The organism is Amycolatopsis sp. NPDC114484 (assembly GCF_055633755.1).
Window position 1 is genome coordinate 54,443 of record NZ_JBVKDQ010000023.1, and the last position, 17,353, is coordinate 71,795.

Genomic DNA, 17,353 nt, shown 5'->3' on the forward strand with positions numbered 1-17,353 from the left:
GCACCACTCGATGACTCGCTCGCCCCAGGGCCGCCGGCACATCGCGCCGGCGGCCCTGGCCCTGCTCTTAGCCTTGACCGCCTGCGACGGCCGATTCACCGACACCCACCGCCCCGACACCGGCCCGGTCACCGAGAAGGCGGCCGCTCTGGCCAAGCAGTATCGGCTGGGGCCCAAGGGTTTCGGCAAAATCACCCTGGGCATGCCACTCGCCGACGCACTGGCCACCGGACAGGTCACCAAGAACGAACTGGCTGGCCTGTCCGGCTGCACGATAGCCACGGAAACCGGACAGACTCCCGACGGTGCGGTGTCCGTCTCCGCTTCGCTCGGTGTCGTCAAGATCGCGAGCTATGCCGGAGTGCGCACCCCGGAAGACATCAGCCTCGGTGCGAACCTCGACGACCTCCGGCGGGCCTATCCAGACGTCAAAGCGGAAACCGAAGCCGAGATGGGGAACGGCCAGATCGAGATGGACACTCACTACCGAGCGGCGGTCCCGGGCAATCCGGCCGCGGTGTACCGGTTTTTCGTCGACCGGAACGACCGGGTGGACGCGATGCTGCTGGTGCTGAACCGGCCGGACCCGGATTGCGATGTCGGCTACTCGAACTGATTCTGTGGCCGGAACGTCAGGTCTCGATGACCTGCCCGCCGACATAGCTCGCCAGCCCCCGGGCTAGTCATCCTGTCTGGTCAAGGTCAAGCCGCCGCCGCAAAGGATGACCGCTATGGAGTTGGCGGAGATCATCCGAACCGAAACGAGGCCTGTCACCGCTCCGGTGCCGTTGAGCGAAGCTCTTTTGAAGCGGCCCCTGTCTGGCAGGAGACGCGACGCGGCAGCCTCGGGCGGACTGTTTCAGACGAGGCTGACCAGCAAAAACGGTGCCCCCGACGGGGTTCGAACCCGCACTGGGTCGATTTTAAGTCGACTGCCTCTGCCAATTGGGCTACGGGGGCCCACCCACCCTAGCGAACCCGCCCCCACCCACGACAAAGCCGGGCCGCCCCAAAGCGACCCGGCTTCATCAAGACAGAGGCTCAGCCCTTGCTAGCCCGGTTGAACTCTTCCTTCGGGTTGTTGATCTGCCCCAGCGAAATAACCTCCCGCCGGAACAGCCCGCCCAGCATCCAGTCGAACAGGATGCGGATCTTGCGGTTCCACGTCGGCATCGCCTTGAGGTGGTACGCGCGGTGGAACAGCCACGCCGGGAAGCCCTTGATCTTCAGGTTCAGCGCGTCGGCCACACCCTTGTGCAGGCCGAGGCTCGCGACCGCGCCCAGGTTCTTGTGGAAGTAGTCTTTCGGCTGTCCGCCGCGGATCACCTTGATGATGTTCTTCGCCAGGAGGCGGGCCTGGCGGACCGCGTGCTGGGCGTTCGGCGGGCAGGTCGCCGTCGGGTCCTGCTCGGTGCGCGACAGGTCCGGGATGGCCGCGTTGTCGCCCGCGGTCCAGACGTCCGGGTGGCCGACGACCTGCATCGCGGCGGTCGCCTCGACGCGGCCGCGCTTGTCGAGCGGCAGGTCCGAGCCGGCGAGGACCGGGTTGGCCTTCACGCCCGCGGTCCAGATGATCGTGTCGGTGTCGAACTCGGTGCCGTCCGACAGCACGACGTGGCCGTTTTCGAACGACTTCGCCGCGGTCGACAGGTAGACCTCGATGCCGCGCTTCTCCAGCTGCTGCACCGTGTACACACCCAGCGTCTCGCGCACCTCGGGCAGGATCCGCCCGGCCGCCTCGACCATCACCCAGCGGATGTCCGCCGGCTTGATGTTCGGGTAGTAGTTCTCGACCGCGAAGCGGGTCATGTCCTCGAGTTCGGCCAGCGCCTCGATGCCCGCGAACCCGCCGCCGACCACGGTGAACGTGAGCAGGCGCTTGCGCAGCTCGGGGTCGAGCGTGCTGGCGGCCTCGTCCAGCTTGGTCATGATGTGGTTGCGCAGGTAGATCGCTTCGCCGATGGTCTTGAAGGCGATGCCCTCCTCGGCGAGGCCGGGGATCGGCAGGATCCGCGCGACGGCGCCGAGCGCGACCACGAGCACGTCGTAGTTCAGCGTCTCGATGTGGCCGTCGGCCGCCTCGACCGTGACGGACTTGCGCTCGTTCTCGATCTTCGTGACCCGCGCGGTCAGCACGTGGCAGCGCTTCAGCACGCGGCGCAGCGGCACGACCACGTGCCGCGGCTCGATCGCGCCGGCCGCCGCCTCGGGCAGGAACGGGGCATAAGTCATGTGCGGCTGCGGGTCAACGACGGTCACGGAGGCCTCGTTGGCACGCAGCATCTTCTGAAGCCCGTACGCGGTGTACAGGCCGACGTATCCACCACCGAGGACGAGGATCCGAGTCGGTTCCGACTTCGCAGCAGCCATGTACCTATAGTCGCACTTCCGAAGCGGCTCCGCTCGGGTACCCCACCCCGCTGTGACCAGCATCGCCACGCTGGTTGTCACGATTCAGATGAGCCCGGCCGCCGAGGCCGCGGCGGTGAACGCGGTCACCACCATGGGCTGTGTCACACGTCCGGTCTGGACATTGCGCGGTGACACGTGGTAGCAGCCGAACACCGCTAGGTCGCCGAGCTGCATCCGGGCGCCGTGCGCGAAGGCCGGACGCGGTTTCGGCACCGGCCAGCCCGCGGCGGACAGCACGGGCAGCAGCGCCTGCCAGCCGAACGCCCCGAGCACGACGATCGCGCGCAGGGTCGGCCGCAGCAGGTCCAGTTCGTCGGCCAGCCAGTGCCGGCAGTTGTCCCGCTCGCCGGGGGTCGGCCGGTTCTCCGGAGGCGCGCAGCGGACCGGCGACACGAGCCGGGTGCCGCGCAGCGTGAGCCCGTCGCCGATGGCGGTGGACACCGGCTGCGACGCGAGACCGACCTCGTACAGCACGCAGAAGAGGAAGTCTCCGGACGGATCGCCGGTGAACATCCGCCCGGTGCGGTTGGCGCCGTGCGCGGACGGGGCGAGCCCGACCACGGCCAGCGAGGCGTCCTCTGCGCCGAAACCGGGGACCGGACGCGCCCAGTAGCGCTCGCCCGCGAACGCGGCCTTCGTTCCGGCCACGCCTTCGCGCCATTCGACCAGCCGCGGGCACGCGCGGCACTGCACCAGCTGCGCGTCGAGGTCGGCGAACGTGCGCATCGATCTCCTCCGCGTCGGTGTGCTGCCACGGTAACGCGGGATAGGTTGGGGCCATGGCCGACACCACCGCGGACGAGACCGCCGAGAAGACCAAGGACGAGGAGACGAAGGCGGCCGAGCCCGTCGACGACCTCGTCACGACGCAGCACACGCTCACCGTCAAGCGGCGCAAGCTCGCCTACACCGCCCAGACCGGCCGGATCGTGCTCCGCCAAGAGGTCAAAAAGGACGGCAAGTCCGAGGGCCACCAGGCCAAGGCCGAGGTTTTCCTCACCGCCTACACCCTGGACGACGCGGACCCGGGCTCGCGGCCGGTCACCTTCGCCTTCAACGGCGGCCCCGGTTCCTCCAGCATCTGGCTGCACATGGGCCTGCTCGGACCGCGCCGGGTGCTGTCCGGCGACGTCGACGACCCGGTGCCGCCGCCGTACGGGCTCGAGGACAACCCGGAAAGCCTGCTCGCGCACAGCGACCTGGTGTTCATCGACCCGGTCCAGACCGGCTACTCGCGGGTGACCGAAGGCGGCGAATCCCAGCCGTACACCGGATTCCAGGGCGACGTCGAATCGATCGCGGAGATCATCCGGCTGTGGGTTTCGCGCAACGAGCGCTGGCTGTCGCCGAAGTTCCTCGCCGGCGAGTCGTACGGCACGCTGCGCGCCGCCGCGCTGGCCGGGCACCTGCAGGAGCGCTACGGCCTGTACCTCAACGGCTTGATGCTCATCTCGTCCGTTCTAGACCTCGGCACGCTGCGTTTCCACGAGGGCAACGACCTGCCGTACTCGCTGTACCTGCCCACGTACGCGGCGATCGCGCACTACCACGGGCACCACGGCGACCGTCCGCTCGACGACGTGCTCGCCGACGCCGAGGACTTCGCCTCGAAGGAGCTGCCGTGGGCGCTTTCCCGCGGCGCGCGGCTGTCCACTCAGGACCGCACCGAGGCGGTGCAGACGCTCGCGTCGCTCACCGGGCTCAGCGAGTCCTATGTGGATCGCGTGAACCTGCGGATCGAGCACATCCGGTTCTTCACCGAGCTGCTGCGCGACCAGGGGAAGGCTGTCGGCCGGATGGACGGCCGGTTCACCACGTGGGAGCCGGACGGCGGCGTCGAGCACATGAGCGACGACCCGTCGGTGTCGCGGATCATCGGCGCCTACTCGGCCGGGTTCAACCACTACGTGCGCGCCGAACTCGGGTACGAGAACGACCTGCCGTACGAGATCCTGTCCACCGACGTGTTCAAGGCCTGGTCCTACAAGGAGTTCGAGGGCCGTTCAGTGTCCGTTGTGGACACCCTGAGCGCGGCGATGCGGTCTAACCCGCACCTGCAGGTCCACGTCGCCTTCGGGCACTACGACGGCGCGACCGCGTACTACGCGTCCGAGTACGTGCTCTCGCAGCTCAAGATCCCGGAGGAACTGCGGGAGAACATCGACACGGCTTACTACCCGGCCGGGCACATGATGTACGTGCACGAACCGTCGCGGGTGCAGCAGTCGAAGGACCTGGGCAAGTTCGTGAAGAAGGCGTCCAACCGCTGACCTCGTGAGTGCCTGTCGCGGCGAGAACCGCGACAGGCACTCACAACCAGTCGTGCTCCCGGGCGTACCGAGCCGCCTCGTGCCGGGTCCGCGTCTGCGTCTTCTGCATCGCGTTCGACAAGTAGTTCCGCACAGTCCCCTCCGCCAGGTGCAGCTGCGCCGCGATGTCGGCGACCGAGTACCCCTCCCGCGTCGCGCGCAGCACGTCGATTTCCCGCACGGTCAACGGACAGTCGTCCACGACCGCGAGCGCCGAGACGTCCGGGTCGATCCAGCGTTTGCCCTCGTCCAGGGTCCGGATCACCGACGCGATGTGCGCCGGTTCCGCTGATTTGCTGACAAATCCCTGCACGCCGAGTTTCAACGCCTTGCGCAGCACACCCGGCCGCGCGTGCCGGGTCAGCATCAGGATCACCTGTTCCGGCCGTTCCCGCCGGATCCGCGCGACCGCGCCCAGTCCGTCCACATTGGGCATCTCCAGGTCGATCACCAGCACGTCCGGCCGATGCTCCACAGTGGCCCGCACCGCCGCCTCGCCGTCTTCGGCCTCGGCGAGCACAGTGATCTCGCCTTCCATCGGCAGCAACGCGGCCATCGCCTTGCGGAGCAGGGCTTCGTCGTCGGCAAGCACCACCGTCGTCATCTCGACACCTTCTCCGGGAAGGCCGCCGCCGTCACGAATCGGCCGTCCTTCTGCTCCACTGTCAATTCTCCGCCCTGATCCGCCAGCCGGTCCGCCAAGGTGGACAGTCCACTCAGCTCCGGAGCGCCGTCCGCGGCACCGTCGTTGACGATGCTGATCCCGGTTTCGTTCAGCGTGATCCGCACCTGCCGGGCTTGCGCGTGCCGGAGAATGTTGGTGGTGGTCTCGCGCAGCACCTGCCCGAGCAGTTCGTCCACGCCGGAACGAGCTTCCGCGTGCCGGTCGATCCGCACATGGATCCCGGCCGCCTCGAAGAGGTTCTTCGCGTTCTCCAGTTCGGCCGACAGATTGAGCCGCCGCTGCGCGTAGGCGAGTTCCTTGGTCTGCACGATGGTTTCGCCGACCAGGGTGTGCACCTCGCGCAGTTCCTCTTGTGCCCGTTCGAGATCCCGGTGCAGCAGCTTCTCCGCGAGCGCGACCTTCAGCTTCACCACGTGCAGCGTGTGCCCCTGGATGTCATGAAGTTCGCTGGCGAACCGGACGCGCTCCCGGACCACCGCCAGCTCTGCCTCTTTCTCCCGCGATTCTTCCAGCTCCGCCACGAGGTCGTAGAGCCGCTGGCTGGCGAACATCAACAAGGTCGACAGCGCCGAGCCGACCGCGGGAGTCACCACATAGACCACCACGCGCGCGCCGAGATGGTCGTGGTGCAGCAGCATATTGGCCGCGCCGATCACGCCGGTCAGGACGGCGAAGCCGACCAGCGCGGCGAACCGGTGCCGCGGCAGCGGCGGGATGAGGAACGACCCGACCATGCTCAGCCCGTAGAACGCCATGGTGATGTCGCTGAGCGCACCGGCGAACCAGACGAGCGCGGTGAGCACCAGGCAGGGGCGCGCGACCCGGACGAAGTCACCCGCGGTCCAGCGTTCGGCGGTGGCGGTCGCGGCCAGCAGCCCGATCACCTGGACGACGACGTGCCACCAGGTCCGGCTGCTGAGAACGATCAGCAGAACGCCGACCACCAGCAGCGGCGGCATCACCGTGATGAGGTTGAGCCGTCGGAGCCGGTCCTGGACCGCGTCGCTGGTCCACGCCGCGCGACGAGTCCACAGGGGACGGATCTCGGTCATGGTGCTCCAGCTTCGGCCACGGATTGCGACCCCAGCATGCCGCAGCCGCCGAAGGCCCACCAGTGACGCAGCGTCATGTCTTCGCCTGACGTGGCCGCACTACTCCAGGACGGTGAGAACCGGCTGGAATCTGAGCATGTCCACGACCCCAGTCATCGACGTCGACCACCTGAACCTCACCTACGGCGTTTTCCAGGCCGTGCGCGACCTGTCGTTCCAGGTCGGCCGCGGCGAACTGTACGCGCTGCTCGGCACGAACGGCGCGGGGAAGACCTCGACGCTGGAGACCGTCGAGGGCCACCGGGCACCCAGCTCAGGCACCGTGCGGGTGTTCGGAAAGAACCCCCGCGACCGCGCCGCCATCCGCCCGCGGATGGGGATCATGCTGCAGGAAAGCGGCTTCTCGCCGGACCTGACCGTACGCGAGTCGATCCGGCTGATCGGCAGCCTGACCCAGCGCAGCGACAACGTCGAACGACTGCTCGGCATCACTGATCTCACCCGCAAAGCCACGACGAGGGTGTCGCAGCTCTCCGGCGGCGAAAAGCGCCGGCTGGACTTCGCGACCGCCGTGTACGGGACGCCGGACCTGGTGTTCCTCGACGAGCCGACCACTGGTCTGGACATCCAGTCGCGCGACGCGCTGTGGAACTCGGTAGACCGGCTCCGCGAGGACGGCACCACCATCGTCCTCACCACGCATTACCTCGAGGAAGCGCAGCAGCGCGCCGACCGCATCGGGCTGATGCACCAGGGCACGCTCAACCGCGAAGGCACCGTCGCCGAACTGACCCGGACACTGCCCGCGACCATCCGTTTCGGCCTTCCGCCACACGCGCCGATGCCGCCGTTGCAAGCGACCCGCGAGGAGGACGGCCGGTTCCTCATCGAGACCTTCGGACTGCAGAAAGACCTGCACACCCTGCTCGGCTGGGCACAGGACAGCGCGGTGGAACTGGCCGAATTGGAGGCTGGTCCGACCCGCCTCGACGACGTCTTCCGCGCCATCAGCAACGCCTAATCCATTCTCGAAAGGCTTTCCCATGCTCTCAATCGCCCGCGGCGAACTCATCCAGCTCTTCCGCAATCGATTAGTACTGGTCACTTCACTGATCCTGCCGGTCGCATTCAGCGCTTTCTTCATCTCCCGACACGAGACCTTCGCGAAACTCGGCAGCCTCGGCTATATCGCGGCACTGACGCTTTCCTTCATTACTGCGATCGGCCTGTACACGACCACCGTCACCACTCTCGCCGCCCGGCGGCAGAACCTGTTCCTCAAGCGATTGCGCTCCACCGCGGCGAGCGACTCCGGCATTCTCGTCGGCCTGCTCCTGCCGATCACGGTGATCACCACGATCCAGGTCTCCGTGATCCTCGCCGTGCTCGCCGCGGTCACCGGACTGCCGAAGAACCCGCTGCTGCTGGTGGTCGCGGTCGTCGCGACCGTCGCCATGATGCTCGCCCTCGGCCTGGCCACCGCCGGTCTCACGAACTCCCCGGAGCACGCCCAGGTCACCACGCTGCCGATCACCCTCGCCGTCCTCGCCGCGGCGAGTTGGATCGGAATCACCGGAACGGAACAGCTTTCCCTCCTGAAACGCCTTCTTCCCGGCGGGGCGGCCACCGAACTCGTGTTGAATTCCTGGAATGGCGGAACTTCGGCCGCCGACTCACTCGTCCTGCTCGGCCCGATCGCGGCGTGGCTGATTCTCAGCGTCACCCTGGCGACCCGACTATTCCGCTGGGAACCGCGTCGCTGAAACCCCTTCCGGCACCGAGGAGATCGGAGTAACCTCGGCGACGCTCTCGATCGTCGACGTGTCCGCGGCGACGCGGCCGGAAGTCGGCCCCGACCGGCGGCCGAACCGCAGCGTTCGCGAACAGAACTTTATTTCGTGCACTTTCCCGTCGGTTTCCTGAGTTCGATTGATCTCGGCAAAGGATGGAAGACAGTGCGAAAACAACTATTCGTCGTACTGGCGGCCGCCGCGTTGACGGTGACCGCTGTACCGGCGTACGCGGCTCCCCCGAAGGCCACGGTGAACTGGGGAGCCTGTCCGGCCGACGTCGGCGCGCCAGCGCAAGTGCAGTGCGCGTCGCTCGAGGTGCCGCTGGACTACCGGCAGCCGGACGGAAAGAAGATCAGCATCGAGATCTCCCGGCTGCAGAGCATCGAGCCGGCCGCTCGGCGCGGGGTGCTGCTGTTCAACCCGGGCGGCCCCGGAAGTCCCGGCCTGACGTTCCCGCTGGACCTGGTCCGGGCCGGCCTCCCGACGAGCGTGCTCGCCCATTACGACCTGATCGGCTTCGACCCCCGCGGAGTCGCGCACAGCAGCCCGGTGAACTGCAACCTGACCGCGGACCAGACGGTGATCGGCCCGAAGTACGCGCACAACGAGGCTGACGTCGTCGACGCGTCCGCGTTCGCCAAGGGGATCGCGCAGCAGTGCGCGGCCTCGGAATCCGCTTCAGTGCTGCCGTATCTGACGACCGCGAACACCGCGCGGGACATGGACCAGATCCGGGCCGCCCTCGGAGAGTCGAAGATCTCCTATGTCGGCTACTCCTACGGCACCTATCTCGGCGGGGCGTACGCGACGCTGTTCCCGGACCAGACCGACCGAGTGGTGCTCGACAGCGTTCTCGGGCCGGGCGGTTACGACATCACCGCGGCCCGGCGGTTCGCCGAAGGCATGCAGGACCGCTTCCCGGACTTCGCGAAATGGGCCGCCGTACGCAATTCTTCCTACGGTCTCGGCACCACCCCGGCCGCGGTCACCGCGACCTTCACGAAGCTCGCGGACAAACTCGACGAAACCCCCGTGGCAGGCATCGACGGCTCGTACTTCCGGCTGGCGACGCATAGCCTGATCTACCAGAACAATTCGTTCCCGAGGCTGGCCCAGGCGTGGCAGGCCCTCCTCGCGAACCAGGTCCCGTCGGGTGCCGTGCCGCCTGCCCCGACGCCCGCCGAACAGAGCCAGGTCGGCACCATGGTTTCGGTTCTGTGCGGGGACAACGCGTGGCCGCGGACGATTTCGACGTATCAGGACAACGTCGTGCGAGACCGAGCCGCGTACCCGCTGATCGGCGGCGCGACGGCGAACGTCTGGCCGTGCGCGCACTGGCCGAAGCAGCCGATCGAAACGCCAGTGCAGTTCAGCGACCAGGGACCGTCGAACCTGTTGCTGGTCCAGAACACCCGTGACCCGGCGACCCCGCTGTCCGGCGCGATGGAAACCCGCGCACAGTTCGGCGACCGGGCCCGGATGGTCACCGTGGACCAGGGCGGCCACGGTGCGGCACTCCCGTTCCTGAACAGCTGCGGCTTCAACACCGCCACCGACTTCCTGGTGAACGGAACACGTCCGGACACCGACAAGTTCTGCGGCGCCGAAGCGAGCGCACGAGGGCTCAGCCCGCAGCAACAGCAAGCGGCGAACAAGATTCTCGACCGGATGGTGCGGCACTGAACAGACGATGGGTGGGACGATGATCGGCGGTGGGGCGGGCTTCCCGCCCCACCGCCGTTTGCCCGCTTGGTTTTATGCCCCTCACCCCGGTTCCCCGAGTTCGGGCTCTCCACGCGGAAAGGAAACCAGTGCGCAAACAATTGCTCGTCGTACTCGCCGCCGCCGCATTGACGGCGACCGCGGTTCCAGCCTCCGCCGCAGCGGCTAAGTCTGAAGTGGACTGGGGCAAGTGCCCTGCCGACGTCACGTCTCCAGTACTGCAATGCGCGTCCATCGAAGTACCGCTCGACTACCGCAATCCGGACGGCAAGAAGATCAGCGTCGCAATCTCCCGCCTGCCCAGCACCAACCCGGCGAAAAGACGCGGGGTCCTGCTGTTCAACCCGGGCGGCCCCGGCGGCACCGGCCTCACGTACCCACTGGAGATGGCTCAATCCGGACTGCCCGCGAGCCTGCTCGCCGAGTACGACCTGATCGGCTTCGACCCGCGCGGGGTCGACCACAGCAGCCCGGTCAGCTGCGACCTGAAACCAGAGCAGATCCTCGCCATCGTGCCGAACTACGCGCACAACCCCGCCGAAGTCACCGCGGCCGCGGCGTCCTCCAAGCGGATTTCGCAGCAGTGCACCAGTTCGGCGTCCGCGTCGATCCTGCCCTACATCACCACCGCGAACACCGCCCGGGACATGGACCGGATCCGGGCCGCGCTCGGCGAGTCGAAGATTTCCTATTTCGGTTTGTCGTACGGCACCTACCTCGGCGGGACCTACGCGTCACTGTTCCCGGAGCAGGCCGATCGCGTAGTGCTCGACAGCATTCTCGGCCCGGACGGCTACGACATCACCGCGTCACGTCGGTTCGCCGAAGGAATGCAGGACCGCTTCCCGGACTTCGCCAAGTGGGCCGCCATCCGCCATTCGAGCTACGGGCTCGGTGCCACACCGGCCGAAGTCACCGCGACTTTCTTCAAGCTCGCGGACAAACTCGACCGGCATCTCGCCGGGCGATACGACGGTTCGCTCTTCCGCTCGGCAACGCACGGCCTGCTCTACCAGACCTCGTGGTTCCCCCAGTTGGCGCAGCTCTGGCAGGCCATCCGCACGGACCAGGCACCCCCGGGCGATTCGCTGCCGAGTATCACCGGCCCGATCCAGAGCCAGGTGACCACAATGCTCTCGATCGTGTGCGGGGACCACGCGTGGCCGCGATCGATTTCCACCTACCAGCGCAATGTCGCGCACGACCGGGTCGCGTACCCGATGCTCGGCGGCGCGACAGCGAACGTCTGGCCGTGCGCGTCCTGGCCGTACCAGCCGGTCGAGTCGCCAGTGCAGTTCAGCGACCAGGGACCGTCGAATCTGTTGCTAGTACAGAACTTGCGAGACCCGGCGACACCGCTGTCCGGCGCGCAGGACACCCGCGAAGCGTTCGGCGGCCGGGCCCGAATGGTCACTGTGGACCAAGGCGGGCACGGTGCCGCCCTTCCGTTCCTGAACAGCTGCGGTTTCAACGCCGTCATCGACTATCTGGTGAACGGCACCCGGCCAGCGACCGACAAATTCTGTGCTGCCGAAGCGAATGCCACGCGATCGCTTACCCCGCAACAACAACAGGCAACCGATAAGATCATGGACCGGCTGCGGCGCTCCTGAAACCGGCGGTGGGGGGGGATTCCCGCCCCACCGCCGCTCGTTCAGCGCAGGAACGCCGAGCCCCGCGTCACCGCGGAGTAAGCGTCCACCGAGCCATGTCCGTAGAACCCGTTGAACGACGCGTCACCCAAGCAGGTAGCCGTGAACGAAGCGTCCCGGCCTTCCTTCAGGTAATCGACCGTCCGCGGCACCGGACACGCGATCGGTGCCGCAGTGCCTTCCAGCACCCGTTGCACGACGTCCGGATCCATCGAGACCGAATGCCCGGTCTTCTTGCCATACTGGGAAATGATCAGCGCCGCGACACCGGTCGCGTGCGGCGCGGCCATCGAAGTCCCTTGCAGCCATTGGTAATAGCCGACCCGACCGTCGGCCGCGGTCACCTTCTGCACGCCGAGCGCGACCCCAGCCGGGGTCACATTGCCTGCCGCGTCGATGTTTCCGGCCGCTACCCCGACGTTGCGCGGGTAGGTAGAGAGGATTTCGTTCTCCACCGTCCGGTACCAAGGCGTGCCGTAGCCATCCCGGAAGAACCCGCCCGGCGCGGAAACGGAGATCTGCTCGGTCCCGTAGTTGGAGTAATCCGCCTTCGCCTGCGTCGGACCGAACGAGCCGACACCGATCGTGTGCGGGCCTTCGACCGGCAGCGAGAAGCACGAAGCATTGTCGATCTTGCGCGGATGCGGCCCGTTCGCCGGGTAGTCCGGGCTCGTGACGTCATCGTGCGGCGCGGCCAGCTCGTCGTGCTGGTTGCCGAGTGCGACCACCATCGTCACGCCCTTGCGGTGCGCGTAGTTCAACGCCCGCGTGGTCGCCTCGATGATCGTGCGCTGTTCCGCTTGCTCCGCGGCGGAATCCGCCGGGTTCGAGCGGCAGTTGTACAGCCACGGGTCCACGTAGAAGCTCATGTTGACGACGTCGATTCCCGCGTCGCCGGAATACGTCAGCGCGTCCACGGTCGGCTGCAGGAAGAAGAATCCGGCGTCCTGTCCGGCGCGGATGTTCACCAGCGTCACGTTCGGCGCCACGCCGGAAACGCCGAATCCGTTGGCAGCAGCGGCGATCGTGCCCGCGACGTGCGTGCCGTGGCCGTTGTCGTCGTGGTCGACCGGGTCGACGCAACCGCGGAACTCGCACGGCCCGTCGACCACGGTGCCGTTGACGTCCGCGACGATGTCCTTGGTGAAGTTGCGCGAATCGGCTTTGTCGAAGTTCGGCGCGATATCCGGGTGACTGCCGTCGACGCCGGTGTCGATGATGCCGACCTTCACCCGCTTGTCGCCCGCCTGCTTGGTGCGCGCGAGGTCGGAGCGGGTCGATTTGAGGCCCCAGAGCTGGTCGTCCAGCGGATCGGTGCCGACCGCCTTGTTCGCCGCGGCCTTGCGCGAAACGCTGCCGCGGCCTTCCTTCTCGACCCCGTCCGGCTTCTCCTTCTTGCCCGCCTTCGGCGCGCTGCCGATCGCTTTCGCCTTGGCCGCACCGAACACCGCGCGGTTGGCCGAAACCCGCTCAGTGAAGCCAGTAGCGGGCGCGGTGGCGGTGATGAGCCCGACGGCGGTATTGGTCTCGACGACCGTCCCGCCGGCGTCACGCACGGCCTGCTGCGCGGCGGCTACGCTCTGACCGTCCCGCGCCAGGACACTGAATTCCGTTACCGGCCCGGACGGTTGGGCCGACGCCGCCGGAACGGCGACGCCGGACAACGCACCGAACAATGGCACCGCGAGTGCCACAGCGAGCAATCTTGGTCTTTTCACGAGTCCTCCTCACGAAAACCGACAATGCAACGTACATAGCGGACACTGAGTGCGGCAATCGGCAAACCGGAGGAATCGTCTTGTTACGGAACCACCGACTTCACCTCGGCGAAGTGACAAGCCGACAGATGCCCGTCCGTCCGCGGTTCCAGCTTCGGAGCCTCGGATGCGCAAATGTCCGCGGCCTTCCAGCACCGCGTGCGAAAACGACAGCCCGACGGCGGATCGATCGGGCTCGGCACGTCGCCTTCCAGCCGGATCACCTGCCGCTGCCCGCGCACCGCCGGATCCGCGACCGGCACCGCCGACAGCAGCGCCTGGGTGTACGGATGGGACGGTCGCTCGTAAATCTCGTCCTCGGTACCGATCTCGACGATCTTGCCCAGGTACATCACCGCGACCCGGGTGGACAGATGCCGCACCACCGACAGGTCGTGCGCGATGAACACATAGGACAGTCCGAACTCGCCCTGCAGCTCCCCGAGCAGGTTCATCACCTGCGCCTGGATCGAAACGTCCAAAGCGGACACCGGCTCGTCGCAGATGATCACCTTGGGCCGCAACGCCAGCGCCCGCGCGATGCCGATGCGCTGCCGCTGCCCGCCGGAGAACTGGTGCGGATACCGGTTCACGTGCTCGGGATTGAGCCCGACCACCTCCAGCAGTTCCTGCACCTTCTTCGCCCGCGAACCCTTCGGCGCGACGTCGGTGTGGATCTCGAACGGCTCGCCGACGATGTCGCCGACGGTCATCCGCGGATTCAGCGACGTGTACGGGTCCTGCAGCACGATCTGGATCTGCCGGCGCATCCGCCGCAGTTCCGCACCGCGCAGCTTGAACAGATCGCGGCCTTCGAACGTCGCCGCCCCGCTCGTCGGCTCTTCCAGGCGCATCAGCACCTGGGCGAGCGTCGACTTGCCGCAGCCGGATTCGCCGACCACGCCGAGCGTTTCGCCGGGCTGCAGGTCGAAGGACACGCCGTCAACGGCTTTCACGTGTGCGATCGTCCGCTTGAACAGCACGCCGTCGCGCACCGGGAAGTGCTTGACCAGATCGCGCACGCTGAGAATCGGCTCACCCACGGCTCTCCACCACCTCCTCGGCGAAGTGACACGCACTGACCCGGCCGAACCCGAGCGAGTGCGAGGACGGCCGCTCGTCGCGGCACCGCCCCACGGCCCGCTTGCACCGCGGATGGAACGGGCATCCGGCCGGAATGTCGAGCAGGCTCGGCGGCAGGCCCTTGATGGTCTCCAGGGTCTGTCCCTTGAGGTCCAGCCGGGGCAGCGAATCCATCAGCGCGGCGGTGTAGGGATGCCCCGGCGAGCTGAACAATTCCCGCACGTCGGCCTGTTCCACGATCCGCCCGGCGTACATCACCGCGATCCGGTCCGCGACCTCCGCGACCACGCCGAGGTCGTGCGTGATGAGGACGAGCCCCATCCGCCGTTCCCGCTGGATGTCCGCGAGCAGGTCCATGATCTGCGCCTGCACGGTCACGTCCAGCGCGGTCGTCGGCTCGTCCGCGATGAGCAGATCCGGGTCGAGAGCAAGAGACATCGCGATCATCGCGCGCTGCCGCATCCCGCCGGAGAACTGGTGCGGATAGTCCTTCATCCGCCGCTGCGCGGCCGGGATCCGCACCAGGTCGAGCAGTTCGACCGCCCGCTTGCGCGCGTCCTTTTTGGACATCCCCAGCCGGACCCGCAGCTGCTCTTCGATCTGGAACCCGACGGTGAACACCGGGTTCAGCGCCGAAAGCGCGTCCTGGAAGATCATCGCGATCTCCGCACCGCGCACCTGACGGCGCCGGTCCGCCGACGCGGTGAGCAGATCCTCGCCGCGATAGCGGATCGACCCGCCGGTGATCACGCCCGGCGGAGTGTCGAGAATTCCCATGACGGTCTGCGCGGTGACGCTCTTGCCGGAGCCCGATTCGCCCAGCACGGCAAGGGTTTCCCCGGCGTGCACCGAGTACCCGACGCCGTTGAGCACATTGGCCACGCCGTCGGAGGTGCGGAACTCCACGTGCAGGTCTTCGACCTCGAGCAGCAGCTCGTTCTCCGCCGTCGGACCAGGTGAACTGGACACTGTGGACATTGCGGCTACCTCGACTTCGGGTCGAGCGCGTCGCGGATACCGTCGCCGAGCATCACGAACGCGAGCACGGTGACGGTGACGAACGCACCGGGGAACAGGAGCATGTGCGGGACCGCGCGGAAATAGTCGCGCGCGTCGCTGATCATGACGCCCCACGACACCACCGGCGGTCGCACGCCGATGCCGAGGTACGCCAGCGTCGCCTCGGCTCCGATGGCCGCGCCGAGCGCGATCGTGGCATACACGAGCACCGGCGCGATCGTGTTCGGCAGCAGGTGCCGGAACACGATTCGCGGAGTGCTGGCCCCGAGCGCGCGGGCCGCCTTCACGTAGTCCAGCTGTTTGGCCACCAGCGTCGCGGACCGCATGATGCGCATCGCCACCGGCCAGGTCAGCACCGCGATCGAGCACACCACCTGCACGATGATGGTGACCTGCCCGGGATTCGTGCCCGGCGCGTTGAACGTAGTGAGGATGACGATCGCGCCGAGCACGAACGGAAGTCCGGCGAAAACGTCGCCGAGGCGGGACAGCAGGCTGTCGATGAGCCGGCCGTAGTAGCCCGCGACGATGCCGATCAACGATCCGAAAAGGACGGTCAGCAGCGTCGCGAAAACACCGACCAGCAGCGAGGCCCTGGTGCCGTAGATGGTCCGCGCGTAGACGTCGTAGCCCTGGTTGTCGTAGCCGAACCAGGCGTCCGCGGACGGGCCTTCGTTGGCGTGCGTCAGATCGCTGTAGCCGGCGTCGCGATGCGAGAACAGCCCCGGCGCGATCGCGATCAGCACTACCAGCAGGATGATCAACGCGGAGATCACGAACGCCGGCTTGCGGCGCAGCTGCCGCCACGCGTCGCCCCACAGGCTGCGCGGCTTCTTCGGACCGGCGTCGGCCGAGCTGTCCACATGCGACAGCTGCGCCGCGTCGATCCCTCCGCCACCGACGAGATTCGGGTCAGTCATAACGGATCCTCGGGTCGAGAACGGCGTAGAGCAGGTCCACGATCAGGCTCATCAGCAGATACACCAGCACCAGCAGCACGACGACGCCGACGACGGTCGCGCTTTCCCGGTTCTGGAGGCCGCGGAAGATCAGCCCGCCGAGACCGTTGATGTTGAACACGCCCTCGGTCACGATCGCCCCGCCCATGAGCGAGCCGAGGTCGGTGCCGAGGAAGGTCAGCACCGGGATCACCGAATTGCGCAGCAAATGGATGCCGATGACGCGGCTGTTGGGCTGCCCCTTGGCGATGGCGGTGCGGATGTAATCGGCGTGCCGGTTCTCCGCGATCGACGTTCTCGTCAACCGGGCCACATAAGCCATCGAGAGGCTGCCGAGCGCGATGCCCGGCACGATCAGCTCGCCGAAACTCGGATCGTCCGAAACGCTCGCGTCGATGATGCCCAGGTTCACGCCGAGCACGATCTGCAGCACGATCGCGGTGACGAACACCGGCAGCGAGATCAGGAACGTGGTCGAGACCAGCACCAGGTTGTCGAGGAAACCCTTGCCGCGCAAGCCGGTCAGCACCCCGGCGGTCAGGCCGATGATCGCCTCGATGAGCACCGCGACAAGCGCTAGGCGCAGCGTGATCGGGTAGGAGGTGGAGATCAGTTCGCCGACCGAGGAGCCGTTGAACGTCTCGCCCCAGTCGCCGCTGAACAGGCTCCCGAGGTATTTGAAATACTGGACGATCAGATTGTCGTTCAGGTGGAACTTCTCGGTCATCAGGTCGATGTAGGCCTGCGGGCAGGCCTGCTGACCGCATTTGCCGGAGAACGGGTCCCCGGGCACGGCCCACACCAGTGCGTAGATCAGGAACGTGGTGCCGAAGAACACCGGGATCAGCTGGAGCAGGCGACGCAGGACGTAACGAATCATGCGTGGTTCCTAGGAGTGCGCGCCGGACT

At 67.1% G+C, this 17,353-nt stretch carries 15 protein-coding genes and 1 tRNA gene; 6 read left to right on the forward strand and 10 right to left on the reverse strand.

Features of this window, described 5'->3' with window-relative positions:
* The first annotated feature begins 10 nt into the window (after nucleotides 1-10).
* Nucleotides 11-616, forward strand: coding sequence for a hypothetical protein (locus tag ACZ7SW_RS37545; RefSeq protein ID WP_470235118.1), 606 nt, complete (start codon nucleotides 11-13; stop codon nucleotides 614-616).
* Nucleotides 617-886: 270 nt separating this feature from the next.
* On the opposite strand, the gene ACZ7SW_RS37550 is transcribed toward ACZ7SW_RS37545, so the two are convergent.
* From ACZ7SW_RS37550 to ACZ7SW_RS37560, 3 genes are all read right to left on the reverse strand, one after another.
* Nucleotides 887-960: transfer RNA gene (locus tag ACZ7SW_RS37550), tRNA-Leu, on the reverse strand.
* Nucleotides 961-1,041: 81 nt separating this feature from the next.
* A complete protein-coding gene (locus ACZ7SW_RS37555; RefSeq protein WP_470235180.1) occupies nucleotides 1,042-2,370 on the reverse strand; it encodes an NAD(P)/FAD-dependent oxidoreductase in 1,329 nt (442 codons plus the stop codon).
* 84 nt (nucleotides 2,371-2,454) lie between these two features.
* Nucleotides 2,455-3,138 (reverse strand): uracil-DNA glycosylase, encoded by a 684-nt coding sequence (locus ACZ7SW_RS37560; protein ID WP_470235119.1) that lies wholly within the window; start codon nucleotides 3,136-3,138, stop codon nucleotides 2,455-2,457.
* Nucleotides 3,139-3,191: 53 nt separating this feature from the next.
* On the opposite strand from ACZ7SW_RS37560, the gene ACZ7SW_RS37565 reads away from it, so the two are divergent.
* Nucleotides 3,192-4,682, forward strand: a complete 1,491-nt coding sequence (locus tag ACZ7SW_RS37565; protein ID WP_470235120.1) for a S10 family peptidase — start codon at nucleotides 3,192-3,194, stop codon at nucleotides 4,680-4,682.
* Between the two features lie 40 nt (nucleotides 4,683-4,722).
* Here ACZ7SW_RS37565 and ACZ7SW_RS37570 read toward each other — a convergent pair whose 3' ends face one another.
* Together ACZ7SW_RS37570 and ACZ7SW_RS37575 are read right to left on the reverse strand one after the other, a co-directional pair.
* Nucleotides 4,723-5,325: a response regulator transcription factor gene (locus ACZ7SW_RS37570; RefSeq protein ID WP_116203600.1), complete on the reverse strand. Its 603-nt coding sequence runs from the start codon at nucleotides 5,323-5,325 to the stop codon at nucleotides 4,723-4,725.
* Nucleotides 5,322-6,458 (reverse strand): sensor histidine kinase, encoded by a 1,137-nt coding sequence (locus tag ACZ7SW_RS37575; protein WP_470235121.1) that lies wholly within the window; start codon nucleotides 6,456-6,458, stop codon nucleotides 5,322-5,324. The genes ACZ7SW_RS37570 and ACZ7SW_RS37575 overlap by 4 nt, the downstream gene beginning before the upstream one ends.
* Nucleotides 6,459-6,594: 136 nt before the next feature.
* Between ACZ7SW_RS37575 and ACZ7SW_RS37580 the strand changes: the two genes are divergently transcribed.
* From ACZ7SW_RS37580 to ACZ7SW_RS37595, 4 genes are all read left to right on the forward strand, one after another.
* Nucleotides 6,595-7,479 (forward strand): ABC transporter ATP-binding protein, encoded by an 885-nt coding sequence (locus ACZ7SW_RS37580; RefSeq protein ID WP_470235122.1) that lies wholly within the window; start codon nucleotides 6,595-6,597, stop codon nucleotides 7,477-7,479.
* A 22-nt stretch (nucleotides 7,480-7,501) separates the two neighbouring features.
* Nucleotides 7,502-8,221, forward strand: a complete 720-nt coding sequence (locus tag ACZ7SW_RS37585) for an ABC transporter permease (RefSeq protein ID WP_470235123.1) — start codon at nucleotides 7,502-7,504, stop codon at nucleotides 8,219-8,221.
* 192 nt (nucleotides 8,222-8,413) lie between these two features.
* Entirely contained in the window at nucleotides 8,414-9,934 is a 1,521-nt protein-coding gene (locus tag ACZ7SW_RS37590) for an alpha/beta hydrolase (protein WP_470235124.1), read from the forward strand.
* 128 nt (nucleotides 9,935-10,062) lie between these two features.
* Nucleotides 10,063-11,586: an alpha/beta hydrolase gene (locus ACZ7SW_RS37595; RefSeq protein ID WP_470235125.1), complete on the forward strand. Its 1,524-nt coding sequence runs from the start codon at nucleotides 10,063-10,065 to the stop codon at nucleotides 11,584-11,586.
* Between the two features lie 41 nt (nucleotides 11,587-11,627).
* Here the strand turns inward: ACZ7SW_RS37595 and ACZ7SW_RS37600 are convergent, their stop codons facing one another.
* The 5 genes from ACZ7SW_RS37600 to ACZ7SW_RS37620 form a co-directional block, all read right to left on the reverse strand.
* Nucleotides 11,628-13,343, reverse strand: a complete 1,716-nt coding sequence (locus tag ACZ7SW_RS37600) for a S8 family serine peptidase (protein WP_470235126.1) — start codon at nucleotides 13,341-13,343, stop codon at nucleotides 11,628-11,630.
* 83 nt (nucleotides 13,344-13,426) lie between these two features.
* Nucleotides 13,427-14,425: an ABC transporter ATP-binding protein gene (locus tag ACZ7SW_RS37605; protein ID WP_470235127.1), complete on the reverse strand. Its 999-nt coding sequence runs from the start codon at nucleotides 14,423-14,425 to the stop codon at nucleotides 13,427-13,429.
* Nucleotides 14,418-15,443 (reverse strand): ABC transporter ATP-binding protein, encoded by a 1,026-nt coding sequence (locus ACZ7SW_RS37610; RefSeq protein WP_470235128.1) that lies wholly within the window; start codon nucleotides 15,441-15,443, stop codon nucleotides 14,418-14,420. Before ACZ7SW_RS37610 ends, ACZ7SW_RS37605 begins: the two co-directional genes overlap by 8 nt.
* Before the next feature lie 5 nt (nucleotides 15,444-15,448).
* Nucleotides 15,449-16,405, reverse strand: coding sequence for an ABC transporter permease (locus ACZ7SW_RS37615; RefSeq protein WP_470235129.1), 957 nt, complete (start codon nucleotides 16,403-16,405; stop codon nucleotides 15,449-15,451).
* Nucleotides 16,398-17,324, reverse strand: a complete 927-nt coding sequence (locus ACZ7SW_RS37620; RefSeq protein ID WP_354743731.1) for an ABC transporter permease — start codon at nucleotides 17,322-17,324, stop codon at nucleotides 16,398-16,400. Before ACZ7SW_RS37620 ends, ACZ7SW_RS37615 begins: the two co-directional genes overlap by 8 nt.
* Nucleotides 17,325-17,353 lie beyond the last annotated feature (29 nt).